General features: G+C 45.5%; 13 protein-coding genes and 1 rRNA gene. 12 read left to right on the top strand and 2 right to left on the bottom strand.

All coding sequences use genetic code 11. From position 1 onward, the window contains the following. Positions 1-59 precede the first annotated feature (59 nt). The 10 genes from ligA to L5L91_RS13445 all read left to right on the top strand — a co-directional run bounded on the left by ligA (position 60) and on the right by L5L91_RS13445 (position 12120). Positions 60-2117, top strand: a complete 2058-nt coding sequence (gene ligA / locus L5L91_RS13490; RefSeq protein WP_263236857.1) for an NAD-dependent DNA ligase LigA — start codon at positions 60-62, stop codon at positions 2115-2117. A 247-nt stretch (positions 2118-2364) separates the two neighbouring features. Then, positions 2365-2850 carry a DUF2919 domain-containing protein gene (locus tag L5L91_RS13485; RefSeq protein WP_263173859.1) on the top strand — a complete coding sequence of 162 codons (486 nt, stop codon included), beginning with the start codon at positions 2365-2367 and terminating at the stop codon, positions 2848-2850. 222 nt (positions 2851-3072) lie between these two features. Next, on the top strand, positions 3073-4278 hold the full coding sequence (locus tag L5L91_RS13480; protein WP_131523554.1) for an HD-GYP domain-containing protein: 1206 nt from the start codon (positions 3073-3075) through the stop codon (positions 4276-4278). Positions 4279-4334: 56 nt separating this feature from the next. Then, a complete protein-coding gene (locus L5L91_RS13475) occupies positions 4335-5198 on the top strand; it encodes an NAD(P)-binding domain-containing protein (protein ID WP_263236856.1) in 864 nt (287 codons plus the stop codon). A gap of 121 nt (positions 5199-5319) precedes the next feature. Further along, the gene (locus L5L91_RS13470) at positions 5320-5940 is read left to right on the top strand and encodes a thiol:disulfide interchange protein DsbA/DsbL (RefSeq protein WP_263236855.1); all 621 of its coding nucleotides are present in this window, start codon (positions 5320-5322) and stop codon (positions 5938-5940) included. Between the two features lie 631 nt (positions 5941-6571). Further along, positions 6572-6838 (top strand): DUF4212 domain-containing protein, encoded by a 267-nt coding sequence (locus tag L5L91_RS13465; protein ID WP_219234399.1) that lies wholly within the window; start codon positions 6572-6574, stop codon positions 6836-6838. An 11-nt stretch (positions 6839-6849) separates the two neighbouring features. Beyond that, on the top strand, positions 6850-8586 hold the full coding sequence (locus L5L91_RS13460) for a sodium:solute symporter family protein (RefSeq protein WP_263236852.1): 1737 nt from the start codon (positions 6850-6852) through the stop codon (positions 8584-8586). Positions 8587-8787: 201 nt separating this feature from the next. After that, positions 8788-10635, top strand: coding sequence for a DUF294 nucleotidyltransferase-like domain-containing protein (locus tag L5L91_RS13455; protein WP_168824135.1), 1848 nt, complete (start codon positions 8788-8790; stop codon positions 10633-10635). Position 10636: 1 nt separating this feature from the next. Next, entirely contained in the window at positions 10637-11323 is a 687-nt protein-coding gene (locus tag L5L91_RS13450; RefSeq protein WP_263236850.1) for an exonuclease domain-containing protein, read from the top strand. A gap of 203 nt (positions 11324-11526) precedes the next feature. Further along, on the top strand, positions 11527-12120 hold the full coding sequence (locus L5L91_RS13445; protein WP_263236848.1) for a lecithin retinol acyltransferase family protein: 594 nt from the start codon (positions 11527-11529) through the stop codon (positions 12118-12120). An 87-nt stretch (positions 12121-12207) separates the two neighbouring features. Here L5L91_RS13445 and L5L91_RS13440 read toward each other — a convergent pair whose 3' ends face one another. Together L5L91_RS13440 and L5L91_RS13435 are read right to left on the bottom strand one after the other, a co-directional pair. Continuing rightward, positions 12208-13275, bottom strand: coding sequence for a ketoacyl-ACP synthase III (locus L5L91_RS13440; RefSeq protein WP_028760951.1), 1068 nt, complete (start codon positions 13273-13275; stop codon positions 12208-12210). Between the two features lie 91 nt (positions 13276-13366). Continuing rightward, positions 13367-14038 (bottom strand): GntR family transcriptional regulator, encoded by a 672-nt coding sequence (locus L5L91_RS13435; RefSeq protein ID WP_028760950.1) that lies wholly within the window; start codon positions 14036-14038, stop codon positions 13367-13369. Positions 14039-14505: 467 nt separating this feature from the next. On the opposite strand from L5L91_RS13435, the gene gmhB reads away from it, so the two are divergent. Next, positions 14506-15054 carry a D-glycero-beta-D-manno-heptose 1,7-bisphosphate 7-phosphatase gene (gmhB, locus tag L5L91_RS13430; RefSeq protein ID WP_263198400.1) on the top strand — a complete coding sequence of 183 codons (549 nt, stop codon included), beginning with the start codon at positions 14506-14508 and terminating at the stop codon, positions 15052-15054. A 651-nt stretch (positions 15055-15705) separates the two neighbouring features. Continuing rightward, a 16S ribosomal RNA gene (locus L5L91_RS13425) occupies positions 15706-15936 on the top strand; the annotation flags it as partial.

Below are 15936 nucleotides of genomic sequence, written 5' to 3'. Positions count from 1 at the left end.
TTGCGGCCTCATTTTTTGTGATCTACTTTTTGTGATCTAAAGAATTCTGGATAAAGAATATGCAAGACATTCAAATCGATACACTTCTGTCTAAAGACGTCACCCCAGAAAACGCATCGCAGGTGATGCAGGCGCTCAGCCAATCGCTGAACGAGCACAACATTCGTTACTATGTGGACGATGCTCCGAGCATTACCGATTCTGAGTACGACAGGTTGATGCAGCGTTTACTCAAGTTAGAAGCCTTGTATCCCCATTTGATTGTCGCTGATTCACCGACTCAAAGGGTGGGCGGATTGGCACTGGCTAAGTTTGAGCAAATCACGCACCTTAAGCCTATGTTGAGCCTAGATAATGCCTTCGATGAGGCGGATTTCAGTGCTTTCCATAAGCGTGTCACCGATAAAGTGGGTGAGGTGAGTTTTTGTTGTGAGCCTAAACTTGATGGCCTTGCCGTGAGTATCTTGTATCGCCATGGTGTGCTTGAGCGTGCGGCGACGCGCGGCGATGGTTCAGTGGGTGAAGACATCACTGAAAATGTTAAAACCATTAAATCGATCCCGCTTAAATTACGCGGTCATGATTTTCCCGAGCTCGTTGAAGTGCGCGGCGAGGCTTTTATGCCAAAAGCCGCTTTTGAAGCTTTGAATGATAGGGCGCGCGCCAAGGATGAAAAACTCTTTGTTAATCCGCGTAACGCAGCAGCCGGTAGCCTACGTCAACTTGACAGTAAAATTACTGCTGCCCGTTCATTGGCTTTTTATGCCTATGCGCTCGGTGTAGTGGAGCCCGATTCCCATCCGTTAGCTAAAACCCATTTCGAACAGTTGCAACAGCTTAAGTCGTGGGGCTTACCCGTTAGTAGTGAAATCAAAGTCTGCGCTGAACTAAGCCAAGTCTATGATTACTACAAAGACATTCTCAGCCGTCGCGGCGATTTAGCCTTTGAAATTGATGGCGTAGTGATGAAAGTTAACGATATTGCCCAGCAGCAACGTTTAGGTTTTGTGGCTAAATCACCCCGCTGGGCGATTGCTTATAAGTTCCCCGCACAGGAAGAAATGACCCAACTTGAAGGCGTTGATTTTCAAGTAGGGCGCACTGGCGCTGTCACGCCAGTAGCACGCTTAAAGCCAGTGTTTGTTGGCGGCGTGACGGTATCAAATGCGACGCTGCACAATGCCGATGAAATTGCCCGCTTAGGCATTAAAGTCGGTGACACTGTGATCATCCGCCGCGCTGGCGATGTGATCCCACAAATTGTTGCCATAGTGCCCGAAAGACGCCCTGAAACAGCGACTGATATTGTATTCCCACACAATTGCCCTGTATGCGGCAGTTTAGTCGAGCGCCTAGAAGGTGAGGCTGTGGCTCGCTGTAGCGGTGGTTTATTCTGCGAAGCGCAGCGTAAAGAAGCGATTAAGCATTTTGCCTCCCGCAAGGCTTTAGATATCGATGGTATGGGCGACAAAGTCGTTGAGCAATTGATTGATAAAGAGTTAGTTCAAAGTCCTGCGGATCTGTTTAAGCTCACTGCTTCCATGATGACTATGCTTGACCGCATGGGGATGAAGTCGGCAACCAATTTAGCTGCCGCGATTGAAGCGGCCAAAACCACCACTCTCGCGCGTTTCTTATATGGCTTAGGTATTCGCGAAGTGGGCGAGGCGACGGCAGCAAACCTGGCGGCGCACTTTGCCAGTCTAGATGCGCTGCGGGTGGCAACTGTGGAGCAGTTAACCGAAGTGGAAGATGTTGGTGCTGTCGTTGCCCAGCATGTGGCCCATTTTTTTGCCCAGCCCCATAACCTTGAAGTTATTGATGCTTTAGTTGCTGCAGGTGTGCATTGGCCCGCCATTCAAGCACCTAGTGCAGATGCACAGCCGCTTAAAGGCCAAACTTGGGTATTGACTGGCACCTTAAATCAGCTCAATCGCAATGATGCTAAAGCGCAGTTGCAGGCGTTGGGGGCGAAAGTGGCAGGCAGTGTCTCCAAAAATACCGATTGTTTAGTGGCAGGTGAGGCGGCAGGTTCAAAACTGGCTAAAGCGCAGGAGCTTGGTGTTAAAGTGATGGATGAAGACGAGTTGTTAGCCCTTCTCGCCGCGAACGCTTGATTGGCGTCATTTCAGAGAGGGCGTTGGCTTGATGTTGATTCAATGCCGACTGTAACGGCTGCAGCCTTGTATCAAGGGGTGAATACCGCCGAATAGCAGATATTAAATAGCGCCTGGCCCAAGGCGCTATTTTTTGTCTGAAAATAATCAAGGTGCGGAAAGATTATCTGCTTTGGCTATTGAATTAACCGCGATTGGCACCATCTCCTTGATATGCTGTTTTAGATTTTGCTGATTGGAAACCTATTTGAATTTTAGTCACATCACTTGGCTCGATGATAAAGGCCACATTAAACCGCCCATCTTTTTATATGCGCTTTTGGCTTATCTCGCGCGTGGTTGGTGTATTTTTATCGCCTCGCTGACTCAGATGGGTGATCGTTCTGAGTTAGTGCGGATTTTTTACCCTGAAAAGTCAGATTTTTTGCTAGCACTCGGGGCGGGACTTGGCGCGGTTTTGATTTATCTTGTGGTGATTGCTGAGCGTCGCCGTTCGCCTCAATGGTTAAGACCTATTTTTATGCATTTAAAATGGGGGTTGTGGTTGCTGTTGATTATTGATGGCGTCTTGTTGGGTCAGCGGTTAATCCATGGCCAATTTCTGTTTCATTGGAGTCTTGCTTTAGATGCTTTAATGTTGTTTTGGTCGAGTATTTATCTTATTAAATCGAAGCGACTCAGTTATTACCTCCGTGATTGGCCAAAAGAAGAAGCTAAAGAACTTCAGCCTTAGTTTTTATCGTATTGTTATATAATAACTTTATTTAGATCTGAGCGGTGGGGCGCATGACGATGTGTTCTATCCCTCAGTTTGATAAGGATTTTTACCTTATTTCTCCATTGAATGCTTTGAATCATCTATAGTTATATGTACTTAGCTTAAATGTGCCCTGTTGGATACGCAGATGAGGCCATCTGTTTATATCCACATTACATTTGAAAGGAGTCATATTGCGTGGCAAAAGTACCTCAAAAAAAGTTGTTACTGTCAGAAATTCAACTTGGCATGAGAGTCAAGTTGCCTTTGTCATGGACGAACCACCCTTTTTTATTTAACCGTGTTGATATTAGCAGTGCCGCTCAAATCGAAATGATCCGTGGCTTAGGCGTTCCCTATGTTTTTTTGTTATCTGAATTGAATCCCGGATCGGAGACTGTTAGGGAAGATGAGGATGTTGAAGATGAAATTGAAGTTCCACCTGAGCGAGATCTTAAGGCCGATACCCGTAAGGCGATACGTTTAAGCCAAAAGCGTTTCCTTGAGAATGTAAATAACTGCCGAAATGTATTTGGCAAGATAGCCAGTGATCCCGAAGGTGCCTATCGATTGTCGGCGTCATTGGTAGAAGACTTGCTAAGCCATTTGCAGGAAGTTGAAAAACCTTTCCTCACTTTGGTCGGAATGGATGATAACGATGTCAGTGTGACCCAGCACGGGGTCTCTGTGGCAGTATTAGCAATGATGATGGGCCATGCACTGGATTTAAGTCCAAGGGAACTGCGTGATATTGCTCTTGGTAGTTTGTTACATGACATTGGAAAACTTAAGGTACCTGATGTTATTCGCCGTAAGCGCGGAGCCTTAACGCCTCATGAGTCAAATTATCTGCAAATGCACCCTAATTTCGCCTATGACATGCTCAATCGTTCCGGATTATTCCCTAAAGAAGTACTCCACATTGTGCTACACCACCATGAGTTTATTGACGGTTCAGGTTTCCCTGATGGGTTAACTGACCATAAAATTCCTATCATTACGCAGATCGTAAGTTTGGCAAATGACTACGATCAACAGCTCAGTGGTCAACAAATATCCTCCCCTCAAGTCGCTTTAGGTTATTTGTTTAAGAATCGGGCCACTAAACATGCCGAATCTTTAATCGCTATTTTGGTTAAAATTCTCGGTATTTATCCACCAGGAACCATAGTGAAACTCTCCGATGGCTGTATTGCAAAAGTCATGATGACGACTAAAGATGTGAGTCAACCCCAAGTGTGGGCCTGCAAAGAGGATGGCAGTGAGCCATCGCTGCGTTTTTTAAGTAATGAAGGCGTAACAGTGCAAAAAGCCATCAAGGCGGAAGAGTTGTCCGAGGGGGCGATTCGTACCTTACAAGTCGATAAAGGGATTAGTTTTTATTTTAGTTCGCTACAAACTTGAATCTTATGCGCTAAGTTCCGTATTCTATCCGCTGATGTGATTCCCTTAGGGCTAATATGGCGAATGTAAAAGCAGAAAACAGCGCAGTAAAATCCAGTGTTGCTTTGGTCGGTTGTGGTTGGTTTGGTTTTGCTTTGGCAAAGCAACTTGTCCATGAGGGCTATCGAGTCACTGGCTGTAAGCGCAGTGCCGAAGAATTATCGGTATTAACTGAAGTCGGGATTGAAGCCTATCCGCTGCAATTGGGCCACGAAGCACCCTCTGCCCCCGATGCTCAGGCGTTAAGCGGTTTATTTCAGACTGATTATCTGGTGGTCAATATTCCTCCACGGCTAAAGCGTGGTAATGCCGCTTATCTTGAAGAATTACAACAACTCATCGCATTAACTCAAGGCTGGCAATATCAGCGGATTGTGTTTATCAGCACTACGGGCGTATATCCGACCCAAGATAAATTGATGACAGAAGCCGATGCGATGGCAGAATCAAGCGATAGCCAAGTGCTGTTAGATGCTGAAGCTTTATTTCAAGCATTGCCCCATACCTGTATCGTTCGTTTTGCTGGACTCGTCGGTCCTAAACGTCATCCTGGGCGTTTTCTTGCTGGAAAAACCGATGTGAGTGGGGCGAATGTCGCGGTAAATTTAGTCCATCTTAGTGACTGTGTGCGCGCCGTTAGCGCAATTCTCGCGGCAACTCATTCTGGATTATCAGTGGCGCCGATTTATAATCTTTGCGCACCTTCACATCCGACTAAAGCTGAGTTTTATCAAGCTGCTGCCGAATCTCTAGGTTTAGTCGCGCCAGAATTTAATCAACAATCTATGCCGAGTAAAGTCATCCAAGCTGACGCGATTGTCACAGATTTAGGCTTTCGATATCAGTATGTTTCGCCGCTGGATATGCTAGCGGCATGTTGAGAAAGGTTCATTACTGTAAAAGGTAAAAGTCGAACTTTTAGGTTATCTTTGGGTCCCAAGTTTGCTTGAGCAAATGTGTCATCCTTATTTAAACAAACGACGAATAAAAAGAGACAATATAATGAGCGTGTTTAATCGAGTTCGACCTATAGCAGTATTTGCGTGCGGATTAATGCTGAGTGCCAGCTTTGCCCTGCAGGCCGCAAGCTTCGAAGAAGGCAAAGATTATGTCACTGTGTCGGGCATTACCGAAGCACAAAAGCCAGTGCTGCGGGAGTTTTTTTCTTATAACTGTACACATTGTTATAAGCAAGAACCGCTCATTGAGTCGACAGTAAAGCTGCTTGGCAAAGATGTGGCCTTTGAGCGTACCCCCGTTGGTGCAGGTCGTCCCGCTTGGGAATTGAGCCAGTTTGCCTATTATATGGCGCAAAAATTAAAGATGACTAAGCAAACCCATGGTGCCATTTTTAAGCAAATTCATGAGAAAGGTGAGCAATTTACCACCCTTGAGCAAGTAAAAGCCTTTTTCCTTGCCCAAGGCGCTAAGGCTGATGATGTCGATGCCGCGATGAATTCCGTCGATGCTAAATTCACCCTAATGAATTATGACTCTCAAGCTGAGCTTGCTGGGATCAAGGGGGTACCGTCATTACTGGTTAATGGCCGTTATATGCTGACCTCAACCGCACATACCGCAGAAGAATTGGCGGCGTTAGTGAAGTTTTTAGCTGCGAAGTAACGGCATTTTATAGACGGACGGCATGTGATTTATCATGCGATGAAAGTAGCTTTTTGCGAGTAACCTTTAGTCACGTTTCCTCAAAGTAGATTGAGTAACCCAGCATAGGCTGGGTTATTTTTTGTTGTTAACCTGCAAGGTGACTATGAGTCAAACCCTAACATTTTGACGAAATGACATGATGAAATAAAACGGTAAGCAATTAGGCTGACCTAGGTTTGATGAGAAATTTAACGTCTCTAATTAATTGAGGAACTCATGATTAAAATTCTCAATAATCTAGGCTAAAAATCTCAATTATCTGATTTTTAGCCAGTCTAGAGCCGTATTAAAGGTCATTTAAATTTCTAATTTCCCTAGTTCAGACAATAAGTTATTTCTATTTATTGGATGAAAATCCTCTTTCTCCATACACATCCCACTCATTCATGTTCGACATTGGTCTAACCTGTTAAAAAAGTTAAAACCGTATCAAAATGTAATATCATTGTTAACTCTTTGAATTTATTTCTATTCGCTATTTTCGGACAGTGTTTTGAATCACGGGTTAGACGAAAGTCGTGATTGTGCTCACACCAGCTGTTGCTAGATTAAACATGACTTAAAATTAAAACAGCACAGGGGAGTCACTATGGGTTTTGAAAACAACGACAAGGCAAAGGGTTATTGGCGCGAGAATATTCGTCTCGTACTGAGCTTATTAGCCATTTGGGCGGCAGTTTCTTTTGGATGCGGCATTTTATTGGTTGATGTACTCAATGAAGTCCATTTCATGGGATTCAAATTAGGTTTCTGGTTTGCACAACAGGGATCTATGTATGTATTCGTTGTGCTTATCTTTGTCTACGCGGCAAAAGCCAACGCCTTAGATAAAAAATATAACGTACAAGAAGACTAAGGAGCTTTGAGATGGATGTTCAAACACTCACATATATTATCGTAGGGCTCTCATTTGCGCTCTACATTGGGATTGCAATCTGGACCCGTGCGGGTTCAACCAAAGAGTTCTATGTTGCTGGCGGCGGTGTTCACCCTGTGGTGAACGGTATGGCAACGGCGGCAGATTGGATGTCAGCGGCGTCATTTATTTCGTTAGCGGGTATTGTGTCTTTCGTCGGTTACGATGGTAGCGTGTACTTGATGGGCTGGACGGGCGGCTATGTATTGCTTGCCCTTTGTATGGCACCGTATTTACGTAAATTTGGTAAGTTTACTGTGCCAGATTTCGTCGGTGAGCGTTATTACTCACAGGCGGCACGTACTGTAGCGGTTATCTGTGCCATCTTTATTTGCTTTACGTATATTGCAGGGCAAATGCGCGGTGTGGGTGTTGTGTTCTCGCGCTTCCTTGAAGTGGAGGTGGATACTGGCGTATATATCGGTATGGCGGTCGTGTTCTTCTACGCGGTACTCGGTGGTATGAAAGGGATTACCTACACTCAGGTTGCCCAATACTGCGTACTGATTTTCGCCTTTATGGTTCCGGCTATTTTCCTTTCAGTGATGATGACAGGCCACTTAGTTCCGCAAATTGGTTTTGGTGCTGAGTTACTAGATGCCGCTGGCAATAATAGCGGTGTGTATTTGTTAGAAAAACTCAATAACGTTTCGGTTGAGCTCGGATTTGCACCTTACACCGACGGCTCTAAGAGCATGATAGATGTGTTCTGTATTACGGGTGCCTTGATGGTGGGTACTGCGGGTTTACCCCATGTTATCGTGCGTTTCTTCACTGTACCTAAGGTGAAAGATGCACGTATCACTGCCGGATGGTCGCTTGTTTTTATTGCGATTATGTACACCACAGTGCCTGCGTTAGCAGCGTTCTCCCGCGTGAACATGATTGAAACTATTAACGGTCCCGATTCTAAAGGTGTGGCTTATGAGTCTGCACCAGATTGGATTAAGAACTGGGAAAAAACCGGTTTGATTAAGTGGGATGACAAAAATGGCGACGGTAAAATTTACTATTCGTCAGGTAAGATTGAAGATCCCGCTAGCAAAAATGAAATGAAGATTGATAACGATATTATCATACTTGCTACGCCAGAAATCGCTAATTTACCAGCTTGGGTTATCGCCCTCGTGGCGGCGGGTGGTTTAGCAGCAGCGTTATCAACATCTGCAGGCTTGCTATTGGTGATTTCAACGTCGGTTTCACACGACCTATTGAAAAAGAATTTAATGCCTAACCTTTCCGATAAAAAAGAGCTGCTATACGCTCGCTTGGCGGCAGGTATCGGCATTGTGATTGCGGGTTACTTTGGGGTGAACCCTCCTGGTTTCGTGGCGGCAGTGGTGGCATTCGCCTTCGGATTAGCGGCTTCCTCACTGTTCCCTGCCATTGTTATGGGTATTTTCTCTAAGACAATGAATAAAGAAGGTGCGATTGCCGGTATGTTAACGGGTCTACTGTTTACTGCTGGTTATATCATCTACTTCAAGTTTGTTGATCCAACGGCTAACGTAGCTGCTAACTGGTTCCTCGGTGTTTCACCAGAAGGTATTGGTATGGTAGGCATGTTAGTGAACTTCGGTGTGGCAGCGATAGTGAGTCGAGTCACTGCGGCAACACCACTGCATGTTCAGGAGATGGTTGAATCTATTCGTTTCCCTAAAGGTTCGGGTGAAGCAAGCGGCCACTAACCTTACTGCGTAATGATGAGTATCAACACAAGAGAGCGCTTCGGCGCTCTTTTTTTATTGCCTCTTTTGGCCTGCCTTTATCACTCTGTGGGGAGTCACTTTATTATGCTTGCGGCTGACTTTAGTCGAATGTAGCGTAGCGACAATGCAGGCTATAGTGATGACATCTCAGTAAAAATTCGCCTAAAGAAGGTGTTGCCTATGAATGCCAGTGAGTTACAACCCGTAGTGCAATTTCTACAGGGACTTGTGCCCTTTGATGCTCTGCCTGAGGATGTAGTCGTGCGCTGCGCTAAGGCTGTTACTGTTGGGTATTACAGCAAAGCCTCTGGTTATGTTAATTTCGACGCGAATTCGCCTAAGTTGTATATGGTGCGTAGCGGCGCCTTTGAGGTGCGCGATCCTGACGGCGTGTTGGTGGATAGAGTGGGCGAGGGTGAGTTTTTTGGCTTTTCTACTTTGTTATCAGGGGAAAAAGTCGTTAATAAAGTCGCTATTCTTGAAGACGGTCTAGTTTATCATCTGCCCCAAGCCTTGTTTGATAGCCTTAGGAGTGAGAGTCGTCACTTCGATAAGTTTTTTACCCGCGCCTTCGCAAAGCGTTTACGCCATGAGGCCCGCTTTAAGGCAAAGGATCTGACGACCACAAGTCGGATAAGTACCTTGATGTCTTCCACTCCCATCGTTATAGATGCCCAAGCTAGCGTGACTCAGGCGGCACTCTTGATGCGAAATCGCCGAGTATCGTCCTTATTGGTGACGGATAATCATAAATTGGTTGGCATCTTAACCGATAAGGATTTGCGTAATCGCGTGTTAGCAGCAGGGCTTGATGGCAGCGTTGCTGTGCATCAAGCCATGACGGTTTCACCTATCTCTATTTCCTCCAATGCATTGATTTTTGAAGCCATGCTGCTGATGAGTGAGCATAACATTCATCATTTACCTATTATCGATCAAGATAAAGCTATCGGTATGGTGACCAGTACCGACATCTTGCGCGGGCAGGGCTCACAACCGCTACTGTTGATTGGTGAGATTGAACGGCAGCAGGATCTTGCCAGTTTAATTGGTGTCAGTAAGCAAATTCCCCTATTGCTGCAAAATCTTATTAGTGCCGATGCCAGAGCTGAAGAAATTGGCAGAGTGTTAACCTCTGTCACCGATGCGCTGACGCGGCGATTAATCTTGCTCAATCAACAATTGCTTGGTGAACCGCCAATGGCCTTTTGCTGGTTAGCATTTGGCTCCCAGGGACGACAAGATCAGGCTGCGTGTTCAGATCAAGATAATGGCTTGTTAGTCGCAGAAGAGATGGATGATTTTGCTAAAGGTTATTTTGATGCCTTAACCCATGCCGTGTGCGCAGGGCTTGACCAATGCGGTTATGAATTTTGTCCCGGCAATATTATGGCGCAAAATCCCCAATGGCGGATGTCACTCAAACAGTGGCAACAGGTATTTGAAAAATGGGTCATAACGCCTGAGCCTAAGGCGTTAATGCACGCCAGCATCTTCTTCGATATGCGATCGGTTTACGGTCCACAAACCCTGTTTGATGCCTTACAGGATAAAGTCTTAGCTCAAACCCGCGATAACGATATTTTCCTCGCGGGTATGACTGGCAATTCGCTGGTGGAGTCGCCGCCGCTAGGATTTTTCCGCAAATTTGTACTCGAGCGGGATGGTAGTGAAGTTAAAGGCATAGATTTGAAGCATAAGGGCAATGCTTTGATTAACGATATTGCCCGTGTTTATGCCTTGTCTGCGGGCATTAAAGAAGTGAATACTGCAAAACGTATTCGTGCCTTGATGGATGCGAATATCCTCAATCGACAAGATGCGCTCAATTTGGCTGATGCCCACGAGTTTATCGCTCATATGCGGTTATCGAACCAAGGTTATCAACATAATCAAGGGGTAGAGGTGAGTAATTATTTGCTGCCTGGGCATTTATCTTCGCTGGTTCGTCATCAGTTACGTGACGCTTTTAAAGTCGTGCATGAGGCGCAGGCGGGGATGAAGATGAAATTTATGCGAAGTTTTTGATATGAATACATTATTGCTGAAAACTCAGCTCAATTGGCGGGCGCTGCGTTGCCAACATCATTTATTTAAAGGCTATTATCAGTCGCTGTTGCCTCTGCTGGCAATGCCGTTATCCGAAGCGCCGTTAACGGCGATGGATTTGGAGATGACAGGGCTCAATCCACAGCAAGACCAAATTCTCAGCATTGGATTGGTGCCGATTGAGCGCGGTGAGATCCCGTTGGCACGCGCCGAGCAAAAGTTAGTGCAAATTCGCGGTAGTGTAGGCCAAAGTGCGACGATCCACGGCATTCTTGATAATCATTTGGTACAAGCCGTCACCATTGAGGAAGCCATGGGCTGGTTTATCAATCAAACCTATGGACGCGTGCTGGTGGCACATCATGCCCCTTTAGATTGTCGTTTTTTACAGCAGGATTTATTGACGATTTATCATCAAGCCCTTGTTTTACCTGCAATCGATACTTTAATGATTGAAAAACACCGTTTACTACGGGAACATTCAGTGATTAAAGAGGGGAGTTTGCGTCTCGGTGCTTGTCGCGAACGTTACGGTTTACCCATTTATACAGCCCATAGCGCGCTGACCGATGCCTTAGCTTGTGGGGAATTATTACTCGCGCAAATGGCCGCCATGGGCGGTGCGGCAAAGCTTACCGTGGCTGATTTATTGCAAAAATCGACTTAGTCAGTGTTAACTGAAATCACTCTTTGTGGTGAGTGAATCCATTTGAGATGGATTGGTTTCACCTGGATTTCATCTTAGGTTAATCACTGACAAGCTAAACTCAGTTGACATTTAATCCTCTGTTCAAATTCAACCTGCCGTTAACTTGGCAATCCAACCAACTTGTACTTCACTCTACTAAGTTGAGTGTGTAGGAGAATATGATGCCGTTACCTTTACTTTGGGTGGGTGGTGCCGTAATCGGTGCGGTTTTGCTGGCCGATGAGCGCCAGCAGCGTCAACAGCTTGAGCGTGACAGATTACTCGGTAAGGCCCCTAAGTACCCCGTTGCCAATCGCGCTATGGTGGCACCGCCGAGTCAATGGCAAAAGGGATTAAAACAAGTATCGCCAATTCCTGGCAGTATCGTCTGTTGTTATGTTTTTGGCGTGATTGAGCATACTGGCATTTGGCTTGGTGATGATTGCCTCGTAGAGTTACATGGCTCAGGGCTGGTGCGAGCTGTATCGGTAAAGCGTTTTTTAGCGGGACGGACCAGTAGCCAAATCTATCTTGCCTGTAATCACCAACATCAGCCTCTTATTGCCGAGTCTGTGTTGCCCCGTGCTGAACAGGCGATTTATCAGTATCGGGAATATGATTTATTCGACAATAATTGCCATCGATTTGTCTGGTTTTGTATTAGTGGCAGCGAAGGCGTGATTAAAGGCTTTAACGAGTTAAATCAAAAACTCGCCGAACATTTTAATCAAGCTATCTATTGGGATGAGATGATCATTAGTAAGCTGAATGAATAAGTTCTGTCGTCATAAACTAAAAAAGCCATCGCTTAAGATGGCTTTTTGTTTTAGTGAAACACTATGTAATCGTTTTGCAGAAACCGTTTACGGCTTACAAAAATAATCTACAGCGCGTTTAACTAACTCTATGCCTGTTTTATCACAAGGCGGTAACTCGGCATCACTGATATTGATAGGTGTGACACGATTTCCCCATTGCAGCAAGAGTGCGGCAGAGGTTAAGCCTGCGCCAAAGGCACAAGAGAGTATGGTTTGATTCGGCTTGATAATGCCTTGTTCTAACGCATCACAAATGGCAATTGGAATCGTCGCCGCCGAGGTATTGCCATAATTAGCGATGTTCACGAAGGCTTTTTCTTTCGGGATTTTCATTCGGCTAACTAAGGTATCAATAATACGTTCGTTGGCTTGATGCGGGATCACGAGATCCACTTCATCCTTATCAACACCACATTTTTCAAGCACTTTAGTGCTCAATTTATTCATTCCGTTAATCGCACGCTTGAAGATTTCTTGGCCATCGAATTCAATGAAAAAGTCCAATGAGTCGGCTGAGAATCTGTCCATCGCCGTGCCAAAGCCCGCTTTCAGAATATCACGACCTTCAGGATCGTTATTCAGCTCATAACCGAGCACGCCACCGGCAACATCTGTCGCTTCAACCACAACGGCACCTGCACCATCACCAAATAGCACTGCGGTTTCGCGGCGTGACCAATCTAAATAGAAAGATAAACGTTCAGCACCAATGACTAATACTTTCTTACTCTGGCCACTCTTGATTTGTGAGCTGGCTAAACCTAAGCCATATAAGAAGCCACTGCAGGCAGCATTGATATCGAATGCGGCACAACTGGCGCCAATATTAGCTTGTACAGTGGATGCAATATTTGGGATCAAAGTGTCTGGGCTGGCACTGGCAAGAATGATCATGTCGATTTCACTGCCATCAATACCTGCTGCTGCGAGCGCACGTTGTGCTGCAACTGAAGCAAGTTCAGAGGTATTTACATGACTGATATGGCGCTGGCTGATCCCTGTGCGAGATTTAATCCATTCGTCGGATGTCTCGATAAAGGTCGCAAGATCATCGTTGGTCAGCGTGGCTGGTGGAACACATTTGCCCCAACCTGTGATAGTGGCGTACTGCATGGTGGTTTCTCTCAAATAAAAAAGGCAGAACCTGAGCGCTGCCTTGAATCGACAACAAAGCTTATCGGCAACTCTAATGGCCGTCCGTGATCTAGACCACCTGTTTGGCGACGAGATCTCGAATTGTCATTGCGGCATGCAGAATATGATGACGCAGTAGCGCCGTCGCTTTTTCTGTTTCTCTCAGTTTGCAGTGGTTGAGCAAAGCCCTGTGCTCATGCTCTGCGGCAGGAATTCCCCCCGCGAGCAATAACTGCAAACGAATGTATCTATCACAATTAGTATTGAGGCCGTGAACAACCTCAAGGGTGTGTGGGCGATTAGCCGCCTGATATAAGCAAGTGTGAAATTGCGTATTCAACTCGCTCCAACTGGCGACGGCATCTTCATGTTTGAAGGCCGACTCCAATTGTTCGAGTACACGTTCTGCTTTTTCTAAATCAGCCTCTTGAAGTCGTGGGATCGCTTTCGCAAGCAGATCGGTTTCGATCATTGCACGTAATTCAAAAAGTTCGGTGACTTGTTCGACGGATAACACGGTCGCAGTCGCACCTTTATGGGGCTCAAACTTAACGAGTCCTTCGGCTTCGAGTTGCAATAACGCTTCTCTCACCGGAATACGGCTGACATTTAACGCTTCAGCCAAGGCACTTTGTCTGAGGGGTTCTCCTGCGGCTATGTCACCTGAAAGAATTCTCTCTCTGAGCACTTCCACAACTAACTGAGTGCGGGTTTTGTGAACGATAGGCGTAGTTCGACTCATTATTTCCGTCTATTTCGGGTATTTTCTCGTTATTTGCCCAAGATTACCGTTAAAAACACCACAAATAAAGGGAAATGCTTGATTGAGTGCAGTACCTAAGAGACTAACAATGCCCAAAAGACGGGGTTTTTTTGTGGTTTTCTCTTACGATTTGAAGCGCATTACTTGCGAGTGGCTTCGATGGCAACGGTGGCAATTATTTGTAAAAACGCTGTTCAGCTTCTTCGATTGAGTATTTTGATTAAAACAGTGCCATTAACATTCCACTGCTGGATTTTTTGTACTCTGATTTGGTGGGACAATTGCTATCTCGCATAGACACAAGCTGTGCATAGAGATTTGCCTGTACAGCCACGAAATATCACTAACGTGCAATTTAGCGCTAAAAGCATAACTTCGCGGTGCAATTTCTGATAATGAATGGAATAATAGCGCGATAACGCCTTAGGCGATTTGGGAGTATTACAGTGAGTCGAGCAGTATTTTTAGACCGTGATGGTGTGATTAACAAAGACCATGGTTATGTCCACCTAGTGGATGACTTCGAATATATTGACGGTGTGTTTGAATCTTGCCTCTCTTTAAAAGAAATGGGCTACAAGTTAGTTGTCGTCACGAATCAATCCGGTATTGCCCGTGGCATGTACACTGAAGACCAATTCCACAGCTTAACGGAGTGGATGGATTGGAACTTTGCCGACAAAGGGGTCGAGCTCGATGGGATTTACTATTGCCCACACCATGCCGAGAAAGGCATAGGGGAATATAAGGTCGATTGTGATTGCCGCAAACCTAAGCCGGGTATGCTTAATGATGCGGCGCAATTCTTAAAAATCGACTTAGCGAACTCAGTCATGGTTGGCGACAAAGCCGAAGATATGCAGGCTGCGAAAGCGGCGGGCGTGACTACTCGTATATTAGTGCGCAGTGGTAAGGTTATTGCTGATGACAGTGATGCCACTGTGGTACTCGACAGTATTGCCGATGTGCCGTCTTACTTAAAAAGCGTGGGTTAGTTGGAGTTCTACTACTTATAAGCAGATAAACATTTGCTTATAAGTTCATCTCAAGTAGCTACTATCACAGTAGCCAGTAGCGTGGGTTATTGCTCTTGTTGAATGGAAGCTTGCGTTAAAAGCGATCTAACGTGGCATAAAGAGCTAACCAATAGGTTGGCTCTTGTCATTTCTAGCGTTGGGTTAACCTCATCTTTTACCTTAATCCAGCACAAATTCGATAAAATTGGCGTTAAAACACACTTTTAGTTTAAAAAGTGTGCGCTTGAATCGTTTTTCGTAATTATTCGCGCCAAAGGGGTTGCGGTAAAATCTGACATCCCTATAATGCGCATCCACTGACCCAGCGGGGTCAAGGGTTAAACGCTGAATAAGCTGATAACCATGCTCTTTAACAATTTATCAAGCAAATCTGTGTGGACACTCACAGGTGTTGAGTTAATCGAAACTGCTTAACCTTCGGGTTGGCAGTCAAAAATTTAAATCAATGTTTTCAAGTCATTCTCCTTAACGGGAAGCGTGATTGAGTGTTCATAGTAATATGTACATACAGTAATGTATGAATTGAAACGCAATGCTTATTAGTGAGCAAAGCGAATCAAAACAGTAGAATTCATTGAGCCGTTTGACGTCAGTCAAACAACAAAACTTTAATTGAAGAGTTTGATCATGGCTCAGATTGAACGCTGGCGGCAGGCCTAACACATGCAAGTCGAGCGGCAGCACAAGGGAGTTTACTTCTGAGGTGGCGAGCGGCGGACGGGTGAGTAATGCCTAGGGATCTGCCCAGTCGAGGGGGATAACAGTTGGAAACGACTGCTAATACCGCATACGCCCTACGGGGGAAAGGAGGGGACCTTCGGGCCTTCCGCGATTGGATGA

Origin of the sequence: Shewanella sp. SM55 (genome assembly GCF_025654025.1) — a bacterium.
Taxonomy (GTDB): domain Bacteria; phylum Pseudomonadota; class Gammaproteobacteria; order Enterobacterales; family Shewanellaceae; genus Shewanella; species Shewanella oncorhynchi.
The sequence above is the reverse complement of the archived record's forward strand: the minus strand, read 5'-3'. Positions and strand labels throughout refer to the sequence as shown.

What these genes read in the sequence shown, in the direction of transcription:
- L5L91_RS13460 (WP_263236852.1), top strand. Translation starts at nt 6,850, where the DNA reads ATGGATGTTCAAACACTCACATATATTATCGTAGGGCTCTCATTTGCG.
- L5L91_RS13450 (WP_263236850.1), top strand. Translation starts at nt 10,637, where the DNA reads ATGAATACATTATTGCTGAAAACTCAGCTCAATTGGCGGGCGCTGCGT.
- L5L91_RS13445 (WP_263236848.1), top strand. Translation starts at nt 11,527, where the DNA reads ATGCCGTTACCTTTACTTTGGGTGGGTGGTGCCGTAATCGGTGCGGTT.
- ligA (WP_263236857.1), top strand. Translation starts at nt 60, where the DNA reads ATGCAAGACATTCAAATCGATACACTTCTGTCTAAAGACGTCACCCCA.
- L5L91_RS13435 (WP_028760950.1), bottom strand. Translation starts at nt 14,038, where the DNA reads ATGAGTCGAACTACGCCTATCGTTCACAAAACCCGCACTCAGTTAGTT.
- L5L91_RS13455 (WP_168824135.1), top strand. Translation starts at nt 8,788, where the DNA reads ATGAATGCCAGTGAGTTACAACCCGTAGTGCAATTTCTACAGGGACTT.
- L5L91_RS13470 (WP_263236855.1), top strand. Translation starts at nt 5,320, where the DNA reads ATGAGCGTGTTTAATCGAGTTCGACCTATAGCAGTATTTGCGTGCGGA.
- L5L91_RS13475 (WP_263236856.1), top strand. Translation starts at nt 4,335, where the DNA reads ATGGCGAATGTAAAAGCAGAAAACAGCGCAGTAAAATCCAGTGTTGCT.
- L5L91_RS13465 (WP_219234399.1), top strand. Translation starts at nt 6,572, where the DNA reads ATGGGTTTTGAAAACAACGACAAGGCAAAGGGTTATTGGCGCGAGAAT.
- L5L91_RS13440 (WP_028760951.1), bottom strand. Translation starts at nt 13,275, where the DNA reads ATGCAGTACGCCACTATCACAGGTTGGGGCAAATGTGTTCCACCAGCC.